13 protein-coding genes are annotated in these 17,000 nt (G+C 54.7%); 5 read left to right on the top strand and 8 right to left on the bottom strand.

Annotated elements, in window-relative coordinates:
- Positions 1–3: 3 nt before the first annotated feature.
- The 5 genes from prpF to HZS52_RS13800 all read right to left on the bottom strand — a co-directional run bounded on the left by prpF (position 4) and on the right by HZS52_RS13800 (position 7,024).
- Complete coding sequence (gene prpF, locus HZS52_RS13820; protein ID WP_138800533.1) at positions 4–1,203, bottom strand: 2-methylaconitate cis-trans isomerase PrpF; 1,200 nt, start codon at positions 1,201–1,203, stop codon at positions 4–6.
- A gap of 101 nt (positions 1,204–1,304) precedes the next feature.
- On the bottom strand, positions 1,305–3,914 hold the full coding sequence (gene acnD, locus HZS52_RS13815; protein WP_190372987.1) for a Fe/S-dependent 2-methylisocitrate dehydratase AcnD: 2,610 nt from the start codon (positions 3,912–3,914) through the stop codon (positions 1,305–1,307).
- A gap of 67 nt (positions 3,915–3,981) precedes the next feature.
- Positions 3,982–5,109, bottom strand: coding sequence for a bifunctional 2-methylcitrate synthase/citrate synthase (gene prpC / locus HZS52_RS13810; protein ID WP_022522897.1), 1,128 nt, complete (start codon positions 5,107–5,109; stop codon positions 3,982–3,984).
- Positions 5,110–5,341: 232 nt separating this feature from the next.
- Entirely contained in the window at positions 5,342–6,232 is an 891-nt protein-coding gene (gene prpB / locus HZS52_RS13805) for a methylisocitrate lyase (protein ID WP_022522896.1), read from the bottom strand.
- 48 nt (positions 6,233–6,280) lie between these two features.
- Complete coding sequence (locus HZS52_RS13800; protein ID WP_041159202.1) at positions 6,281–7,024, bottom strand: GntR family transcriptional regulator; 744 nt, start codon at positions 7,022–7,024, stop codon at positions 6,281–6,283.
- A gap of 233 nt (positions 7,025–7,257) precedes the next feature.
- Here HZS52_RS13800 and pabB point away from each other — a divergent pair, with 233 nt between their 5' ends.
- Both pabB and HZS52_RS13790 read left to right on the top strand, forming a co-directional pair.
- Positions 7,258–8,613: an aminodeoxychorismate synthase component I gene (gene pabB, locus HZS52_RS13795; protein WP_190372986.1), complete on the top strand. Its 1,356-nt coding sequence runs from the start codon at positions 7,258–7,260 to the stop codon at positions 8,611–8,613.
- 117 nt (positions 8,614–8,730) lie between these two features.
- A complete protein-coding gene (locus HZS52_RS13790; RefSeq protein WP_022522893.1) occupies positions 8,731–9,351 on the top strand; it encodes a phosphoadenosine phosphosulfate reductase domain-containing protein in 621 nt (206 codons plus the stop codon).
- Between the two features lie 14 nt (positions 9,352–9,365).
- Here HZS52_RS13790 and cysB read toward each other — a convergent pair whose 3' ends face one another.
- A complete protein-coding gene (gene cysB / locus HZS52_RS13785; protein WP_009287995.1) occupies positions 9,366–10,340 on the bottom strand; it encodes an HTH-type transcriptional regulator CysB in 975 nt (324 codons plus the stop codon).
- Positions 10,341–10,731: 391 nt separating this feature from the next.
- Here cysB and trxA point away from each other — a divergent pair, with 391 nt between their 5' ends.
- A complete protein-coding gene (gene trxA, locus HZS52_RS13780; RefSeq protein WP_007113240.1) occupies positions 10,732–11,055 on the top strand; it encodes a thioredoxin in 324 nt (107 codons plus the stop codon).
- 68 nt (positions 11,056–11,123) lie between these two features.
- Here the strand turns inward: trxA and HZS52_RS13775 are convergent, their stop codons facing one another.
- A complete protein-coding gene (locus tag HZS52_RS13775; protein WP_009287994.1) occupies positions 11,124–12,227 on the bottom strand; it encodes an AI-2E family transporter in 1,104 nt (367 codons plus the stop codon).
- Positions 12,228–12,431: 204 nt separating this feature from the next.
- Between HZS52_RS13775 and HZS52_RS13770 the strand changes: the two genes are divergently transcribed.
- A complete protein-coding gene (locus HZS52_RS13770) occupies positions 12,432–13,289 on the top strand; it encodes an SIMPL domain-containing protein (protein ID WP_027958434.1) in 858 nt (285 codons plus the stop codon).
- Here the strand turns inward: HZS52_RS13770 and serS are convergent.
- Complete coding sequence (gene serS / locus HZS52_RS13765) at positions 13,234–14,511, bottom strand: serine--tRNA ligase (protein WP_027958433.1); 1,278 nt, start codon at positions 14,509–14,511, stop codon at positions 13,234–13,236. The two genes, HZS52_RS13770 and serS, sit on opposite strands and share 56 nt — an antisense overlap.
- Before the next feature lie 208 nt (positions 14,512–14,719).
- Here serS and HZS52_RS13760 point away from each other — a divergent pair, with 208 nt between their 5' ends.
- Positions 14,720–16,975 carry a CRISPR-associated endonuclease Cas3'' gene (locus HZS52_RS13760; RefSeq protein ID WP_190372985.1) on the top strand — a complete coding sequence of 752 codons (2,256 nt, stop codon included), beginning with the start codon at positions 14,720–14,722 and terminating at the stop codon, positions 16,973–16,975.
- Positions 16,976–17,000 lie beyond the last annotated feature (25 nt).

Genomic DNA, 17,000 nt, shown 5'->3' with positions numbered 1-17,000 from the left:
GTCCTAAAAGCTGTCACCAGGAATTCTCACAAATCCTTCCATCAACACCCGCGCGCTGCGGCTCATCAGTGCCTGTTCGATATGCCAACGCCCTTCCACCAGGCTTGCCTCAGCTCCCACCCGCAGGCTGCCGGAAGGATGCCCGAAGGTGACCTCGTTTCGTTTACCGCCACCGGCGGCCAGGTTCACTAATGTGCCTTCAATGGCCGCCGCCGCAGCAATGGCAACGGCGGCGGTGCCCATCATGGCGTGGTGCAGCTTGCCCATGGAGAGCGCTCGCACCAGCAGGTCGATATTCGTCGCCAGTACGTTTTTACCGCTCGATGATACGTAATCCGCCGGCGGCGCTACGAAAGCCACTTTGGGCGTGTGCTGTCGTTTACCCGCTTCGCTGACATCACTGATTAGCCCCATGCGCACAGCACCATGGGCACGGATAGTTTCAAACATCTCAAGCGCCCGGCTGTCACCATTGATGGCATCCTGCAGCTCGGCGCCGGTATAGCCAATGTCGGCGGCGTTAATAAACACGGTGGGAATACCGGCATTAATCAGGGTTGCTTTCAATATCCCCACGCCTGGCACATCAAGCTGATCAATGAGATTACCGGTGGGAAAAATGGCTCCCTCACCATCGGCCGGATCCATAAAGGCCACCGGAATCTCGGCAGCAGGAAAGGTCACGCCATCCAGCTCAAAATCGCCAGTTTCCTGCACTTCGCCATTGACGATAGGCACCCGTGAGACGATGGTTTTCTGTATATTCACCTGCCAAATGCGTACCTCGGCCACCCCGTTTTCAGGAATACGTGCAGGGTCAACAAGACCATTGCTAATCGCAAAAGGGCCGACCGCCGCGGAGAGGTTGCCGCAGTTACCGCTCCAATCCACATAGGGCTTGTCGATGGAGACCTGACCGAACAGGTAATCCACATCGTGTTCTGCCGATTCACTTTCAGACAGAATCACCGTCTTGCTGGTACTTGAAGTGGCGCCCCCCATACCATCAATCTGCTTTTCGTAAGGGTCAGGGCTACCGATGACACGCAGTAGCAACTGATCCCGCGCCACGCCTGGCTGCTGGGCCGCTTCGGGTAGGTCGCTTAGTTTAAAAAACACGCCCTTACTGGTGCCGCCGCGCATATAGGTGGCTGGAATTTTTATCTGCGGCACACGGTTGTTTTGAACTGACTCGCTCATCATTACCACTCCTAAAAATAACCCGGTGCTCTAAGCCTGATTCGAAAAGCTAGGTTCGAAAAGCTAAAGGCACCGGGTTCTCTTCGCCAGCTAGGCCGTTTCAATTAAGCCGCCGTGGACTCAAGAAAGTCCTGAGCAAAACGCTGCAGTACACCACCAGCAGTGTAAATAGACACCTCCTCGGCGGTGTCCAAACGGCACTTCACCGTAACCCGCTCGCTTTCACCGTTTTGGCGGTGGATCACCAGGGTGAGCATCGCCCCTGGCGAAACGGCGCCTTCGACATCAAAGGTTTCAGTGCCGTCCAGGCCCAGTGTCATACGCGTAGTCCCGGGCTCAAACTCCAGCGGCATCACCCCCATCCCGATCAGGTTGGTGCGGTGAATACGCTCAAAGCCTTCGGCGGCGATCGCTTCCACGCCCGCCAGCGCCACGCCTTTAGCCGCCCAGTCCCGTGAGGAGCCCTGACCGTAATCCGCCCCGGCAATAATGATCAGCGGCTGCTTGCGGGCCATGTAGGTTTCAATCGCCTCCCACATGCGGGTGACTTGGCCCTCCGGCTCTACCCGCGCCAGCGAGCCCTGTTTAACGTTGCCGTCGGCATCGCGCACCATCTCGTTGAACAACTTCGGGTTGGCGAAGGTAGCGCGCTGGGCAGTCAGGTGGTCACCGCGGTGGGTGGCGTAGGAGTTGAAGTCTTCCTCCGGCAGGCCCATTTTGGCCAAGTACTCCCCTGCCGCGCTGTTCAACTGAATCGCGTTGGAGGGTGAAAGATGATCGGTGGTGATATTGTCCGGCAGTATCGCCAACGGCCGCATACCTTTCAGAGTGCGCACTTTAGCCATATTGCCCTCCCAGTAAGGCGGGCGACGAATATAGGTGCTCTGGGGCCGCCAGTCATATAGCGGGCTGACCTGAGCGCGGGCACTCTTGTCCAGATCGAACATGGGAATATAGGTCTGGCGGAACTGCTCCGGCTTCACCGACGATTTAACAATCGCATCGATCTCTTCATCCGCTGGCCAGATATCCTTCAAAGTGACGGGATTTCCCGCCTGATCCACGCCCAGGACGTCTTTTTCGATATCAAAGCGAATCGTACCCGCAATGGCGTAGGCGACCACCAGGGGCGGAGACGCCAAAAAGGCCTGTTGGGCATGGGGGTGGATACGGCCGTCGAAGTTACGGTTGCCGGAAAGCACGGCGGTCGCATAGAGATCACGCTCAATAATCTCCTGCTGGATTTTTGGATCCAGCGCCCCGGACATACCGTTACAGGTGGTACAGGCGTAGGCCACAACCCCAAAGCCGAGGTTTTCCAGCTCGCTCATCAACCCAGCTTCTTCCAGGTACATCTTGACGGTTTTCGAGCCCGGCGCCAGCGACGACTTCACCCACGGCTTACGCAGCAAACCCAACCGGTTGGCGTTACGGGCGATAAGCCCGGCGGCGACCATATTTCGTGGGTTAGAGGTATTGGTGCAGCTGGTAATGGCGGCGATGATAACCGCGCCGTCGGGCATTTTGCCCGCTTTCTCTTCCGCCTGTGCCGCCTCAAGCCCAACAGCAATACCACGTTGGGCAAGCTCTGAAGTTGGCAAATGGGCGTGGGGGTTGGAGGGCCCCGCCAGGGTGCGGGTTACCGACGAGAGGTTAAAGGTCAGTACCCGCTCGTACTCAACCTCGGTCAAGCTATCCGCCCACAGGCCGGTGTACTTGGCGTAGGTTTCGACCAGCGCCACCTGTTCATCTTCACGGCCGGTAATTTTCAGGTAGTCGATAGTTTGGCCATCGATGTAGAACATCGCCGCGGTCGCGCCGTATTCGGGGGTCATATTGGAGATAGTGGCGCGATCGCCGACCGTTAGCGCGTCGGCACCTTCACCGTAGAACTCCAGGTAAGCACCAACCACCCGCTCTTTACGCAGGAACTCGGTAATCGCCAGTACCATATCGGTGCCGGTAATGCCGGGCTGCAGCTTGCCGGTCAGCTCCACGCCGACGATATCCGGCAGGCGCATCATGGAGGCACGGCCCAGCATGACGCTTTCGGCCTCCAGACCACCCACACCTACGGAGATAACGCCAAGGGCATCGACCATGGGCGTATGGCTATCGGTACCCACACAGGTATCCGGATAGGCAATGCCGTCGCGGTTCTGCACCACCGGCGACATCTTCTCCAGATTAATCTGGTGCATGATGCCGTTGCCGGGGGGAATCACATCGACGTTCTCAAATGCCGTCTTAGTCCAGTTGATAAAGTGGAAGCGATCATCGTTGCGGCGATCTTCAATGGCGCGGTTTTTCTCGAAGGCGCCCTCTTCCGACCCTGCGTGCTCCACCGCCAGCGAGTGGTCAACGATTAGCTGGGTGGGCACTACCGGGTTGACCTTGGCGGGGTCGCCGCCCTTCTCAGCAATGGCGTCACGCAGCCCGGCCAAATCGACCAGCGCAGTCTGGCCTAGGATATCGTGGCAGACGACACGCGCAGGGTACCAGGGAAAATCCAGGTCACTCTTGCGCTCAATCAACTGTCTTAGCGCATCGGTGAGCAGTTCAGGATCGCAGCGGCGCACCAACTGCTCAGCCAGCACACGTGAGGTATAGGGCAGCTGCGCATAGGCACCGGGCTGGATATCTTCCACCGCCTCGCGAGCATCAAAAAACTCAAGCGCTGTGCCAGGCAGAGGTTTACGGTATTGGGTATTCATAGCAGGCAGACTCACAAGAAGGGGGCTGAAAAAAGCCCGGTGTCCAAGTCACCGGGCAGCAAGCGGTTCAGTCTCGCGCTTCTATCGGCACCCACTCGCTCTTCTCGGGGCCAGTGTAATCGGCGCTAGGGCGAATAATGCGGTTATTGGCGCGCTGCTCAAATACGTGCGCCGCCCAGCCAGTCAGCCGAGAGCAGACGAAAATCGGCGTAAACAGCTTGGTGGGTATATCCATGAAGTGGTATGCGCTGGCGTGGAAGAAGTCTGCGTTACAGAACAGCTTCTTCTCACGCCACATGACCTCTTCGACCCGCTCAGAAACCGGGTAAAGCACCTTATCACCCACATCGTCAGAGAGCTTCTTGGACCAGTGCTTGATAATCGCGTTGCGCGGGTCGGACTCGCGATAAATCGCATGCCCGAAGCCCATAATTTTATCCTTACGCTCCAGCATGCCCATGATCTTGCTTTCTGCTTCTTCCGGCGACTGCCAATCCTCGATCATCGCCATGGCCGCTTCGTTGGCGCCGCCATGCAGTGGGCCGCGCAGCGACCCAATCGCACCGGTCACGCAGGAGTGCATATCGGAAAGCGTCGAGGCGCATACCCTTGCGGTAAAGGTAGAGGCGTTAAACTCGTGCTCGGCGTAAAGAATCAGCGATACGTTCATGACCCGCGCATGCAGTTCAGAGGCGGGCTCGCCGCGCAGCATATTAAGGAAATGCCCGCCTACTGAGTCATCATCCGTTTCGGTATCGATGCGCACACCGTCGTGGGAGAAGCGGTACCAGTAACAAATAATCGAGGGCAGCACCGCCAGCAGCCGATCAGCAACGTCTTGCTGCTGATCAAAATTCTCCTCGGTTTCTAGATTGCCCAGCATTGAAGTGCCGGTGCGCATTACGTCCATCGGGTGAGCGTCTTTGGGGATCTGCTCAAGTACCGTTTTTAATGCATCGGGCAAGCCGCGCAGGCTTTTGAGCTTGCTGATGTAGTGGTCTAGCTCACCCTGATTAGGCAACTTGCCTTTTAACAGCAGGTAAGCGACCTCTTCGAATTTGGCTTTTTCAGCCAGCTCTTTAATATCAAATCCGCGGTAGGTCAGGCCTGAGCCTGTTTTACCTACCGTACACAGCGCGGTGGAACCAGCGCTCTGGCCACGCAGTCCTGCTCCTGTTGCGGGTTTATCAGCCATGGTGTGTCTCCTATTACTGCTTTTATTTTTACTATCGATTTATGAATAAGGTCGTTCATTAAACTTTCGGCAAAGCTATCTTGGTGAGAGGACAGGTTTCCGCGAGGGCGCTGTGAACCCCTCCCTGGGCGCTACTTTTGTCATCCATGACAAAAGACCCTCGCTTCAACCTGTCCTCTCACCAGTTTGCAGAAGAAATCATTTCCAACTGCGCTTCATCTTAACTGGCGGTTTATTGGTCATCGCCTTTCTCGGCAAACAGCGCGTCCAGCTTCTGCTCAAAGTCGTGGTAATTGAGAAAATCGTAGAGTTCGTCGCGGGTTTGCATCAGCGGCACCACGTCTTTTTGGTGGCCGTTGTCGAGGATGCTTTGATAGACCTGCAGTGCCGCAGCGTTCATGGCGCGGAAGGCCGAGAGCGGGTAAAGCACCATGCGGCAGCCAACCTCGCCAAGCTCCGTTTGAGTAAACAGCGGAGTAGCACCGAACTCGGTGATGTTAGCCAAAATGGGTGCATTGACCCGTTCACAGAAGGCTTTGTAATCATCCAGGGTATGAACCGCTTCAGCGAAGATGGCATCTGCACCGGCTTCAACGCAGGCGTTGGCACGCTCAATGGCAGCATCAAGCCCCTCTTTTTGAAACGCATCGGTGCGAGCAATCAAATAGAAGTCGGGGTCGATCTTGGCATCGGCGGCAGCTTTAATGCGGTCGACCATCTCCTGCTGAGAGACAATTGCTTTATTGGGGCGGTGTCCACAGCGCTTTTGAGCCACCTGGTCTTCCATATGTACCGCGGCCACGCCAGCGCGCTGCATTTCTTTTACCGTGCGTGCAATATTGAAGGCACCGCCCCAACCGGTATCGATATCCACCAGCAGGGGCAGCTCGGTAGCGCCGCAGATACGGTGGGCATCTTCCACCACATCATTCATGGTCGTCATGCCCAGATCCGGCAAGCCGAACGAGGCGTTAGCTACGCCGCCACCAGAGAGGTAAATGGCTTGATGGCCAACCTTGTCGGCCATTAGCGCTGTATAGGCATTAATGGTGCCTAAGATCGGCAGCGGACGGTTAGCCTCAAGCGCGGCTCGAAACCGGGCGCCGGGAGTCATCTGGGACATGGGGTGTTTCTCCTATTGCTAATTTCTAGTTATGTTTTAGCTGCGTGATTAAGAGCTTTGCGATTTAGATGCTGACTCTTCGAGGGTCGCTGCATAGCGATCCGCCACATTGGCGCGGGAGGCGCTGACATGGCGGCGCATGAGCAGCTCGGCCAGCTCCGCATCGCCAGCTTCAATGGCATCAACAATGCGATGGTGTTCCACAAAGGCGCGCTGCGGTCGCGTGCCGCTAGCACTGAACTGAGTGCGATAAAGGCGCACAAGGTAGTAAAGGTCATCACAGAGCAGGTTCATTAGCATTTTGTTGTGGCTGCCCTGAACGATGCAGTAGTGAAAATCGAGATCGCCTTCGCGCTGGTAGTAAGCTTCGCCACGCTTTAAATCCGCCTGACCTTCGTGCAGCGCCAGCACATCCCGCAAACCCTGAACCTCTGCCGGTGACATATGCTCAGCCGCCAAGCGCGCCGCCATACTTTCCAGGGCTTCACGCAGGTCAAACAGCTCTAAAAGCTCTTTCATTGAGAGCTTAACCACCCTTGCGCCCACATGGGGAACCCGCTCGATGAGGCGGTGTGCTTCCAGGCGGCGCATCGCCTCGCGCAGCGGCCCACGTGAAATACCGTAGGTTTTAGACAATCCCGGCTCGGTGATCTTACTGCCGGGAGCAAGCTCGCCGCGTACGATGGCATCCTGCAACTGATGAAATACCCGCTCGGCGAGCGTGCGTACTTCAGGGGTTGCCATTTCATGCGGCGAGGAATCGGAATAAGAAGAAGAAACAGGTAAGCTCATGGCGAATTGTCGACAATTAGAAATATAGCGAAACTTTAGCCCCGCGAACCACCGCCGTCAACCTGCTTATAAAGCGACTTTATACATCTTTCGTTGTAGGCAAAAAGTCTAGCTGCAAAAACAGTGTCAACAATCCTCTTCCGAGCGTGAGAAATGCGTCAATCGTGCGACTGGTGCCGATCTTCAACGACCTCTAACATATGCAGCCCTTTTACCGGCCAGGCGTTTGCTTAATGAACCAGGCGTTGACGATAACTGCCCTGCCCTATTCACCCGACCCATTGGGAATATTCGCCTGCCTACGTGCCAGGCCCGGCGCGGTGCTGCTCGATAGTGGCCGCCCTATCGCCACTGGTCGCTTTGATATTATCAGCAGCGACCCGCTTGCCACGCTTGAAGTTGCTCATCATGGCGAAGCAAGCATGGCGTCAGATCAGCTTAGCCCACCGGCGCACATAGCTAACGATGCGTTTGCCCTTCAGCAGTGGCTACTGGATCAACTGGATATTCCTAATGAAACCAGTGAACTCCCTTTTCTAGGCGGGCTAATAGGTTACTGGGGTTACGATTTAGGGCGTAAAACCTTATCGATCAAGAGTGCTCAGGCAAGCCCTGTCACGTTACCGCAAGCCCGTTTGGGGCTTTACGACTGGTGTATCACCCTGGATCACATGGCCCAGCAGGCGTGGTTGATCGCAACCCCTCAGCGCCGTGAGCAGGTGGAAAGCTGGCTTACCCAGACGCCAACGCCGAATAGCGCGTTTACATTGACGAATAGCTTTAAAGCAGAACTTAGCCACACCCAATACGTCGCACGCTTTAACGCTGTGCAGCGCTATATTCGCGCGGGTGACTGCTACCAAATCAATTTGGCTCAGCGCTTTTATGCCGATTACCAAGGGGATGAGTGGCAGGCGTACCTGCAGTTACGTAAAGCGACCCCCACACCCTATTCAGGTTTTATGGCCTGGGGCGATAAGGCCGTACTGTCACTTTCACCCGAGCGGTTTATTCAGTGCAGCAACGGCGAGGTCGAAACACGGCCGATTAAAGGTACCCGCCCGCGGGGGGCCACCCTTGAAGAGGATAAGGCGCTGGCGGAACAGCTATTGAGCAGCACTAAAGATCGCGCTGAAAATGTGATGATCGTTGACCTGCTGCGCAATGACCTGGGCCGCGTCTGCCAGCCAGGCTCCATTCGCGTTCCGCAGCTATGCCGCTTAGAGAGCTACCCTAACGTGCACCACCTAGTTAGCGTGGTGCAGGGAACGCTGGCCGGTAATTACACCCCGCTGGCACTGCTTAAGGCGGCCTTTCCTGGCGGCTCAATTACCGGCGCACCTAAAATTCGCGCGATGCAGATCATTGATGAACTAGAACCCTGCCAACGCAGTGTTTATTGCGGCAGCCTTGGCTATGTCGATGTACGTGGCAGCATGGATACCTCCATCGCTATTCGCACTATGGTTGCCGAGGCGGGAAGACTGCATGTATGGGGCGGAGGGGGCTTAGTAGCAGACTCTCAAGCGGACGAAGAGTACACCGAGACTCTGGATAAAATTCGCCACCTTATTGGCGCTTTGGAATAAGCAGCGCGAGCTCTATATCAAAAAGGAATATAAAAGCCAAACTAAACGGTATTGGGGTTCGCTGCCTCCTGTTTGGTAGCCTAGTCAGTATTATTTAACTTCCGATTAGGAGGCAGTATGTCCTCAGAGCTTGAAGCGATTAACAGAGATTTCGCAAATAATCCTCAAGGATTAGTTGAGTGGGCGCTGACCCAGGGTGCACGACCTATTTGCACCACCAACTTTCGCCCTTTTGAGGCGGTGATTCTTCATATGGTGACCCAGGTGCGCCCGGATATACCCATTGTGTGGATGGACAGCGGCTACAACACCGAAGCGACTTATCAATTCGCTGACGAAGTGATTCAACAACTCAACCTGAACATCGTGAGCTTTGTACCCCGGCGCACGCGCGCCCACCGCGAGGCGCTGGAAGGCCCCATGCCGGGTATCGACGACCCGCGCCACGCAGCCTTTACTCAGGAAGTTAAAATCGAGCCCTTCGAGCGTGCGCTGCGTGAAATGCAGCCCGACGTATGGTTCACCGCACTGCGCGCTGAGGACACCCCCGAGCGCGCAAAAATGCAGCCGGTTAGTCGCAACAGCGATGGCCTATTGAAAGTTGCCCCGTTGCTGCAGTGGAGCGCCAAAGATATGTACCAGTATCTACAGGCGCATAATCTGCCCAATAACTTCGATTACTTCGACCCTACCAAGGTGGAAGAGAAGCGCGAGTGCGGGCTACATTTGCAGCACTAACTCCACACTGCGGGTTAATACTCCGGCAGGTCCAGGTCGTCAAACAACGACTGCTCATGGCGCGGGCCTGCCGTTAATGCTTCATCAACCCGGTCGCGGGTTAAATGAGGCGCAAAGCGCTCCAAAAAATCATACATGTAACCGCGCATAAAGGTGCCACGACGGATACCAATTTTTGTCGTAGAGCTGGCAAACAGGTGGCTTGCATCCAGTGCCACCAAGTCATCATCAAGCGCCTCGTCCACAGCCATATGCGCCACAATGCCAACCCCCATGCCCAGCCGTACGTAGGTCTTGATCACGTCGGCATCGGCGGCGGTTAGCACCACATTGGGTGTTAACCCTTTCGCTTTGAAGGCGTCGTCTAACTGCGAGCGGCCGGTAAACCCAAACACGTAGGTGACCAGCGGATGTTCACCGAGCGCCTCCAGGGTCAACGGGCCCTGATGAGTGGCTAGCGGGTGCCCTTTAGGCACCAGTACGCAGCGGTTCCAACGATAGCAGGGCAGTAGCACTAAATCGGTAAATAGCTCCAGCGACTCGGTCGCGATGGCGAAATCGGCCTGGCCTTCACTGACCATCTGTGCAATCTGCTTGGGCGTACCCTGCTGCATATGCAGCGCCACATCAGGATATTTAAGGGTGAATTCGCTGATAATGGGCGGTAGCGCATAACGGGCCTGGGTATGGGTCGTAGCAATGGCCAGGCTACCGCGGCGCTCATCGCTATGCTCCTGAGCCACCTGCTTGATGTTTTCGGTGAGACGCAGTACCTGCCCGGCCAGGTCAATAATTGACTGCCCGGCAGGCGTCACACGTGTCAAGTGCTTACCACTGCGCGCAAAAATCTCGACGCCAAGCTCATCTTCTAACAAACGTATCTGTTTAGAGATCCCCGGCTGTGAGGTAAATAGACTTTGCGCTGTGGCCGAGACGTTCAGGTTATGTCGATTGACTTCCCAGATATAGCGGAGCTGTTGTAGCTTCATATCCTCACCTTATTTATTCTCTATACAGATCTATGTAGACCGTATCTTGATGTAGGCCGAATCTTTAAGCACACACAGGCGCTGATGCCACATCACGTCTGACGGATCGTGTCGTCACACTCGGCACTCTACAGCACCATATAGAATAAAAAACACCAAAATAATACTTTTATATTATAAAAAAAACGCCCTACCAGCACCCTTTAATTTCTGCTATTTAGTTAACTCACTGTGCAGGAAATTTGCCAGCAACCTTCGCGCCCGCTAACATCTGCCCACACTTGTCGCGATAGACACGAGGCGCACTGAAAGAGCACCAATGGATCGCGTAATGACCGTTGCTCCATTTGAGGCAACGAAACAGTAAGAGCAACGCAAACGGGAGAAGCAAATGGCTAATAATGTTGATGTCACCAACGCCAATTTTGAGCAAGAAGTCCTCAACGCTGAACAGCCTGTGCTAATGAAGTTCTGGGCGCCCTGGTGTGGCCCATGCAAGGTCATGGCCCCGGTCGTTGATGAAGTAGCTGCAGAACGTCAGGAAAGCCTGAAAGTTGTTAGTGTCAATGTAGACGACGCACCAGAAATTGCTGCCGAGCAAGGCGTCCGCGGTGTACCTACCGTCATGCTGTTTAAATCCGGCACCAAAGTCGCTTCACTGGTTGGCGCGCAATCTAAGTCACAACTGACGCAATTCATCGAACAAAACGCCTGATGAATGTGTAGCACTTGTAATAGCCGCCGACTCTGTCGGCGGTAACACGCCTTCGCTAAATTTCCTTCCTAATTTTTGCGTTTCCACGGCGGCAGACTCGCATCGCTTACCCGAATATCTTTTACACGACGCCTTCCAGGCCCTAACAGCCTAGCGATCCACCGTGTTTGTGGGTGACTATCAAGTGCGATCTTCAACGTCATCGTTAGTACCACCGAAAGTAGCATCCCCGCCGCACCAAAGATCCACCCCCATACCACCAGCGATAAAAACGCCACAAATGTAGAAAGCCCCAACGCCTGCCCCATTACCCGCGGTTCAATCAGATTGCCGAGCACAAAGTTGATGACCAAATAAGCAGAGGCTAGCAGTAACGCCTGAAAAGCACCGCCGTCTTGGGCGACCAACAGCAACAACACGGGGGGGATCGCCGCCAGCGCGGAGCCAATATTGGGAATAAAGTTGAGTGCAAAGGCCAACACGCCCCACAACAGCGGAAAATCCACGCCTACAATCATGCAAGAGAGCCATACCAGCGCCCCAGTGGCCAGGCTAATCATGGTTTTTACGGCTAGATAGCGCTTCAGCGTTAAGCTGAACTCACTAAAACGCTTCAAGCTAGGCGCCGGATTTTCCAATGCGCGGGAAATTTTATCGCGCACGTTCAACGTCTCGAACAGCATGAATATAACCAGCAGTCCAACAATGATGCCCTGCATAAAGAGGTTGCCTAGCTGACCCAGTAAGGCAGGCATCCAAGAGCCCTCATCCTCCATTTCAAACAGCGAGTTAATCTGGTCGGGATTAATTGCTAGCCCGCGTGAAGAGAGCGCATTAAGTAAATTCCAATACTGTTCATAAAGCCGCGACTCAATTTCCGGCAACGCTGCCACGAAGGTACTGAAGCTATTGACCACCAGCAGGCCAATCAGCGATATAAACGCCAGCAATACCATCAATGTTAGAAATGCCGACATTCGCATGCTTAAGCCACAGCGATGCAGCCATTGCACCGGTGAAGTACACACTACTGCGATAAATATCGCGAGCAGCAACGGCACTAACAAATCAGCACCTGCTTTCATTCCAGCGATGATCACTACCAACGCAGCGAGTGCCAAGGTGGCATTGAGGGGAATACTGCGGTAATCCTCGTCCGACAAGTTCGACATAATCCATCCCTAGCTTGTTGTCCATATATGATGGCTGCATTCGGCGTATTGCACAAACCGTGCAAATAATAAGCAACTGTTTTGCGTCCACTCTTCCGTACTGAACTTTCTTTTCTACTTCGCTTCAAAGCTGCGTCTACTTGAATGATTTATACCCGGTTTTAACTTGGCGGCGCCACTGCCCGCTCACTAAGGAAAACATTTATGCAAGCCATACCAGCTAACCTTCAAAAACCAGGCTCTAAACGTTTACGCAATGGCCTACTAGGCGGCGCTCTATTGGCACTCCTTAGCGCTCCTTTTGCACACGCTTCACCGTCAACACCGCCCCAGCCAAGCTTGCATGTTCAAGCGCAGTCTTGGGTTGAGGTAGAACCCGACAAGGCCACCCTGAATGCACGATTGTGGGAAAACACACCCGCCCTTTCCACCTTGGAAGAGAGCGATAGTAGCGCACTTAGCGATGCCCGCGAGCGCTTAGAGACCCGCGCCAGCGAATTAATCGAACAAATGGAAGCCACCGGCCTTGAACGCAATGCCATCAATGCAGGCTCGCTAAATGTCTATCCTGAGCATATTCAAGGGCCACGCAATGAAGATGGCGAGCATGAGACCCTGCAGCGCACACGTCTTGAGCGCCCGATCACCGTCGAACTCACCGACCTTGGTCAGTTAAGCGAGGTGTTAGACGCGCTAATAGCCGCTGGTGTTAACTCATTGGATGGCGTGCAGTTTGACCTACAAGACCGCGACGCTGCCACTGACGAAGCGCTGGTCAAAGCGCTGGAGAAAGCGCAACACAAAGCAAACCTGATGGCCGACAGCTTAGATGCTGAGCTTGGTCATGTGCAGCGCATTGAAGAGACGCAATCACCTATCTTCCAGCCGCGCATGATGGCGATGCGTGCAGAAAGCGATGCCGCTGGCGCCAGTCAATCCAGTGCCGCCAGCGATTACAGCCCCGGCACCATCCGCATTGATGCCGGGGTTAGCGTTGAGTGGGCGCTTAAAGGGCCAGACACTCCACGCCGCCCAGATAGCGACGTAGCGGCTCAGGAATAATCACCGAGCCATCTGCCTGCTGGTGGTTTTCAAGCACCGCCAGCAGGCAACGACCAACCGCCAGCCCTGAACCGTTCAGCGTATGTAGCAACTGCGGCTTTTTGGAATCCGGATGGCGATACCGCGCTTGCATACGCCGGGCCTGGAAATCCTCGCAGTTAGAGACAGACGAGATCTCCCGGTAAGTCTCCTGGCTGGGCAGCCACACTTCCAAGTCGTAGGTCTTCGTGGCCCCAAAGCCCATATCCCCAGTGCATAGCGTCACTACGCGATACGGCAACGCCAGTGCCTGCAGGATCGCCTCTGCATGACCACGCATCTCTTCCAACGCTTCGTAGCTCTTCTCCGGCTCCACAATCTGCACCATCTCGACTTTATCGAACTGATGCTGGCGGATCATTCCGCGGGTATCGCGCCCGTGCGAGCCCGCCTCGGAGCGGAAACAGGGCGTATGTGCGGTAAGCTTCATCGGCAGCGCTGCCTGCTCGACAATTTCATCGCGTACAAAGTTGGTCAGCGGTACTTCTGAAGTGGGAATCAGGTGGTACTCGCGCTCATCGTCCAACTTGAACAAATCTTCGCCAAACTTCGGCAGTTGGCCGGTGCCCATCAGCGAATCGCGGTTGACCATATACGGCACGTAGCACTCTTCGTAGCCGTGCTGTTCGGTTTGGGTATCCAGCATAAACTGCGCCAACGCCCGATGCAGGCGCGCTATGGGCCCACGCATGACCGCAAATCGAGCGCCAGTGATTTTAGCCGCCAGCTCAAAATCGAGATAACCCGACTGCTTACCCAGATCAACGTGATCCAACACCTCGAAATCAAACTCCCGCGGCGTGCCCCAGCGGTGCAGCTCGACATTCTCGTCTTCGCTTTTGCCTTCCGGCACGCTTTCATGGGGCAGGTTGGGAATACCGCTGATAGCGTCGTCCCATTCTTCCTGGACGTCGGCTAGCTCGCGCTTGGCTTTATCCAGGCGATCACCTAAATCGCTGACTTCATCCAGCAGCGGCTGAATATCTTCACCGTTGGCCTTGGCTTTACCAATCGCTTTGGAGCGCATATTGCGCTCATTTTGCAGCTGCTCGGTTTGCGTTTGCAGCTCGCGGCGACGCGACTCCAGCGCCTGCAATCCCGCTTTATCAAGCACAAAGCCCCGCCGGGCCAGTTGTTGAGCAACCGTGTCAAGATCACCGCGCAGCAGTTTCGGATCGAGCATGAATCCTGTCCCTTGGCCTGAAAACAATAAAAGCACCGCGCCAATGCGCGTGCATAAAGGGGTCTATTGTAGGCAAAAGCGCGGCGGGGGGCTATGGGTGGCCTCAGGGGCTAAGCAATAGCTTGTACAGTGTAAACATTTAGCTATAGAAAAAGGGGATACTTTAAGGCTAAGGTGACTAAATAATTAATCATGTTGAGCCATGCAAATGCCACCTAAATCGTCGCACTTTTACGCTCACTCACTCCCAGAAACAGACAAGCAAGCCTGGCAAACCCTAGATGATCACTTACAGTGTGTCGCCGAAATGGCAGCAACACGCGCTGAACGCTTTGGTATGGCAGATGCAGGATATGCAGCGGGTCTTTTGCATGATTTAGGCAAATACAGCGCGCCTTTTCAGCGGCGACTGGAAGGTTCTTCAGAACGTGTTGATCATTCCACTGCAGGCGCTATTGTCGCTAAACAACGCTTCAAAGGAGGAATCGGCGACTTGCTGGCCTACTGTGTTGCGGGCCATCATGCAGGGCTTGCCAATGGCCGTGATTCAGGCGAACGCTCCCCGCTTAGTGAACGCCTTAAAGCGGATGATATCCCTGCCATAGATAACGCTTGGCAAGATGCGCTTACGCTTCCACAGGAGCTACGTCCTCCTGGCACGTTTACCCAACGTTCAGAACGGGGTTTCTTTCAACTCGCGTTTCTCACCAGAATGCTTTTTTCATGTTTAGTTGATGCAGACTATATCGATACCGAAACCTTCTACGCCCAACATGAAAACGGCTTAGCACGGCAACGCGGTGGCGGCGCTTCGCTAACGCTGCTTCGAGATGTGCTCAATCAACACTTGGAAACCTTCGACACCGAAAAAGGCATTAACCAATTACGTGGGCATATCCTGCGTGAGGTACGTAACAAAGCGGGAATGAGACCCGGCTGTTTCAGCCTCACGGTACCCACTGGCGGTGGCAAAACCCTCGCTTCCCTCGCCTTCGCCCTGGATCACGCCATCACCCACGGCATGGATCGCGTTATTTATGTTATCCCCTTCACCAGTATCGTAGAACAGAACGCTGCCGTGTTTCGGAAGGCGCTGAGCAAATATGGCGCTGAAGCAGTGCTCGAACACCACAGCACCTTTGATGCTGAAAAAGCGTCAAAAGGCGATAAAGATAGTCTTGATAAACTCAGACGCGACAGTGAGAACTGGGACGCACCGATTGTCGTGACAACATCTGTGCAGTTCCTGGAAAGCCTATTTGCCGCTAAAACATCACGCTGCCGCAAATTACATAATATTGCCCATAGCGTCGTGATTCTGGATGAAGCACAGACAATGCCCCTGCCCTTGCTGCGCCCAAGCGTTGCCGCACTGGATGAACTCGCGCTGAATTATCACGCCAGCATTGTGCTCTGTACCGCGACCCAACCCGCCCTGCTTGAAACTAATGACGCAGCCCGCAGTTTCACAGGTGGCTTCAAAGACGTTGAGGAGCTGGCCCCCGATCCAAAAAACCTGTATCGAAAGTTAAAGCGGGTGACGGTAAAGCATATTGGCTGCTTAGATGACGACCAGCTGCGCCACGAGCTCCTAGACGTCGATCAGGTACTGTGCATCGTCAATAACCGCCGCCACGCCAAAGCCTTGTATGAATCTATCGCCGATCAGCCAGGGGCTTTTCACCTGACCACCGCCATGTGCGCTGTTCATCGGCGGCAGGTATTACATCATATTCGTGAAACACTAAAAGAAGGCAAACCATGCCGGGTGGTGTCTACGTCATTAATAGAAGCGGGCGTGGATGTAGACTTTCCGAGGGTGCTGCGCGCCGAGTCGGGGCTAGATTCCATCGCCCAGGCCGCAGGGCGCTGTAACCGGGAAGGTAAACGAACCGCTGAAGAAAGCGAAGTGCGTATTTTTGCAACTGCCAATGAGGAGTGGGCGCCGCCGCCCGAGCTAAAACAGTTCGCCCAAGCCACTCGCGAAGTACTACGCCAACACGGTCACGACCCGCTTTCGCTGGAAGCGATAGAGGCGTATTTCACGCTACTTTACTGGCAGCAAGGGCCTGACCAACTCGACAAGCACCAACTGCTCTCGCTGATTGAAAAAGGGCGGCTTGACGGTCTGCCCTTTGAAACCCTCGAGCAGGAATTTCGCCTCATCGACAACAATCAACGAAGTGTCATTATTCCCAGAGACACTGACGCACGCAAAGCGATTAAAGATCTCGCCTTTGCCACAAGCCCTGGCGGCATCGCCCGAAAAGTGCAGCTCTATACAGTGCAAGTGCCCCATAACGGCTTTAGAGCCCTGGAAAAAGTCGGTGCCATTGCGCCTATCGAACCGGATAAATTTAATGACCAATTCATGCTGCTGGTCAATGAAGACCTCTACGATGATGCGCTAGGGTTGAACTGGAGCGACCCAACCTTTATGCGAGCCGAAAGCTTACAGTGGTAAACATACAAAATTACATAGGGAGCTA

It is taken from the genome of Vreelandella titanicae (assembly GCF_014697095.1).
Classification (GTDB): Bacteria; Pseudomonadota; Gammaproteobacteria; order Pseudomonadales; family Halomonadaceae; genus Vreelandella; species Vreelandella titanicae.
The sequence above is the reverse complement of the archived record's forward strand: the minus strand, read 5'-3'. Positions and strand labels throughout refer to the sequence as shown.

Excerpts from the sequence above, each read along its gene's own strand:
- prpF (WP_138800533.1), bottom strand. The coding sequence starts at position 1,203 with ATGATGAGCGAGTCAGTTCAAAACAACCGTGTGCCGCAGATAAAAATT.
- acnD (WP_190372987.1), bottom strand. The coding sequence starts at position 3,914 with ATGAATACCCAATACCGTAAACCTCTGCCTGGCACAGCGCTTGAGTTT.
- prpC (WP_022522897.1), bottom strand. The coding sequence starts at position 5,109 with ATGGCTGATAAACCCGCAACAGGAGCAGGACTGCGTGGCCAGAGCGCT.
- prpB (WP_022522896.1), bottom strand. The coding sequence starts at position 6,232 with ATGTCCCAGATGACTCCCGGCGCCCGGTTTCGAGCCGCGCTTGAGGCT.
- HZS52_RS13800 (WP_041159202.1), bottom strand. The coding sequence starts at position 7,024 with ATGAGCTTACCTGTTTCTTCTTCTTATTCCGATTCCTCGCCGCATGAA.
- pabB (WP_190372986.1), top strand. The coding sequence starts at position 7,258 with ATGAACCAGGCGTTGACGATAACTGCCCTGCCCTATTCACCCGACCCA.
- HZS52_RS13790 (WP_022522893.1), top strand. The coding sequence starts at position 8,731 with ATGTCCTCAGAGCTTGAAGCGATTAACAGAGATTTCGCAAATAATCCT.
- cysB (WP_009287995.1), bottom strand. The coding sequence starts at position 10,340 with ATGAAGCTACAACAGCTCCGCTATATCTGGGAAGTCAATCGACATAAC.
- trxA (WP_007113240.1), top strand. The coding sequence starts at position 10,732 with ATGGCTAATAATGTTGATGTCACCAACGCCAATTTTGAGCAAGAAGTC.
- HZS52_RS13775 (WP_009287994.1), bottom strand. The coding sequence starts at position 12,227 with ATGTCGAACTTGTCGGACGAGGATTACCGCAGTATTCCCCTCAATGCC.
- HZS52_RS13770 (WP_027958434.1), top strand. The coding sequence starts at position 12,432 with ATGCAAGCCATACCAGCTAACCTTCAAAAACCAGGCTCTAAACGTTTA.
- serS (WP_027958433.1), bottom strand. The coding sequence starts at position 14,511 with ATGCTCGATCCGAAACTGCTGCGCGGTGATCTTGACACGGTTGCTCAA.
- HZS52_RS13760 (WP_190372985.1), top strand. The coding sequence starts at position 14,720 with ATGCCACCTAAATCGTCGCACTTTTACGCTCACTCACTCCCAGAAACA.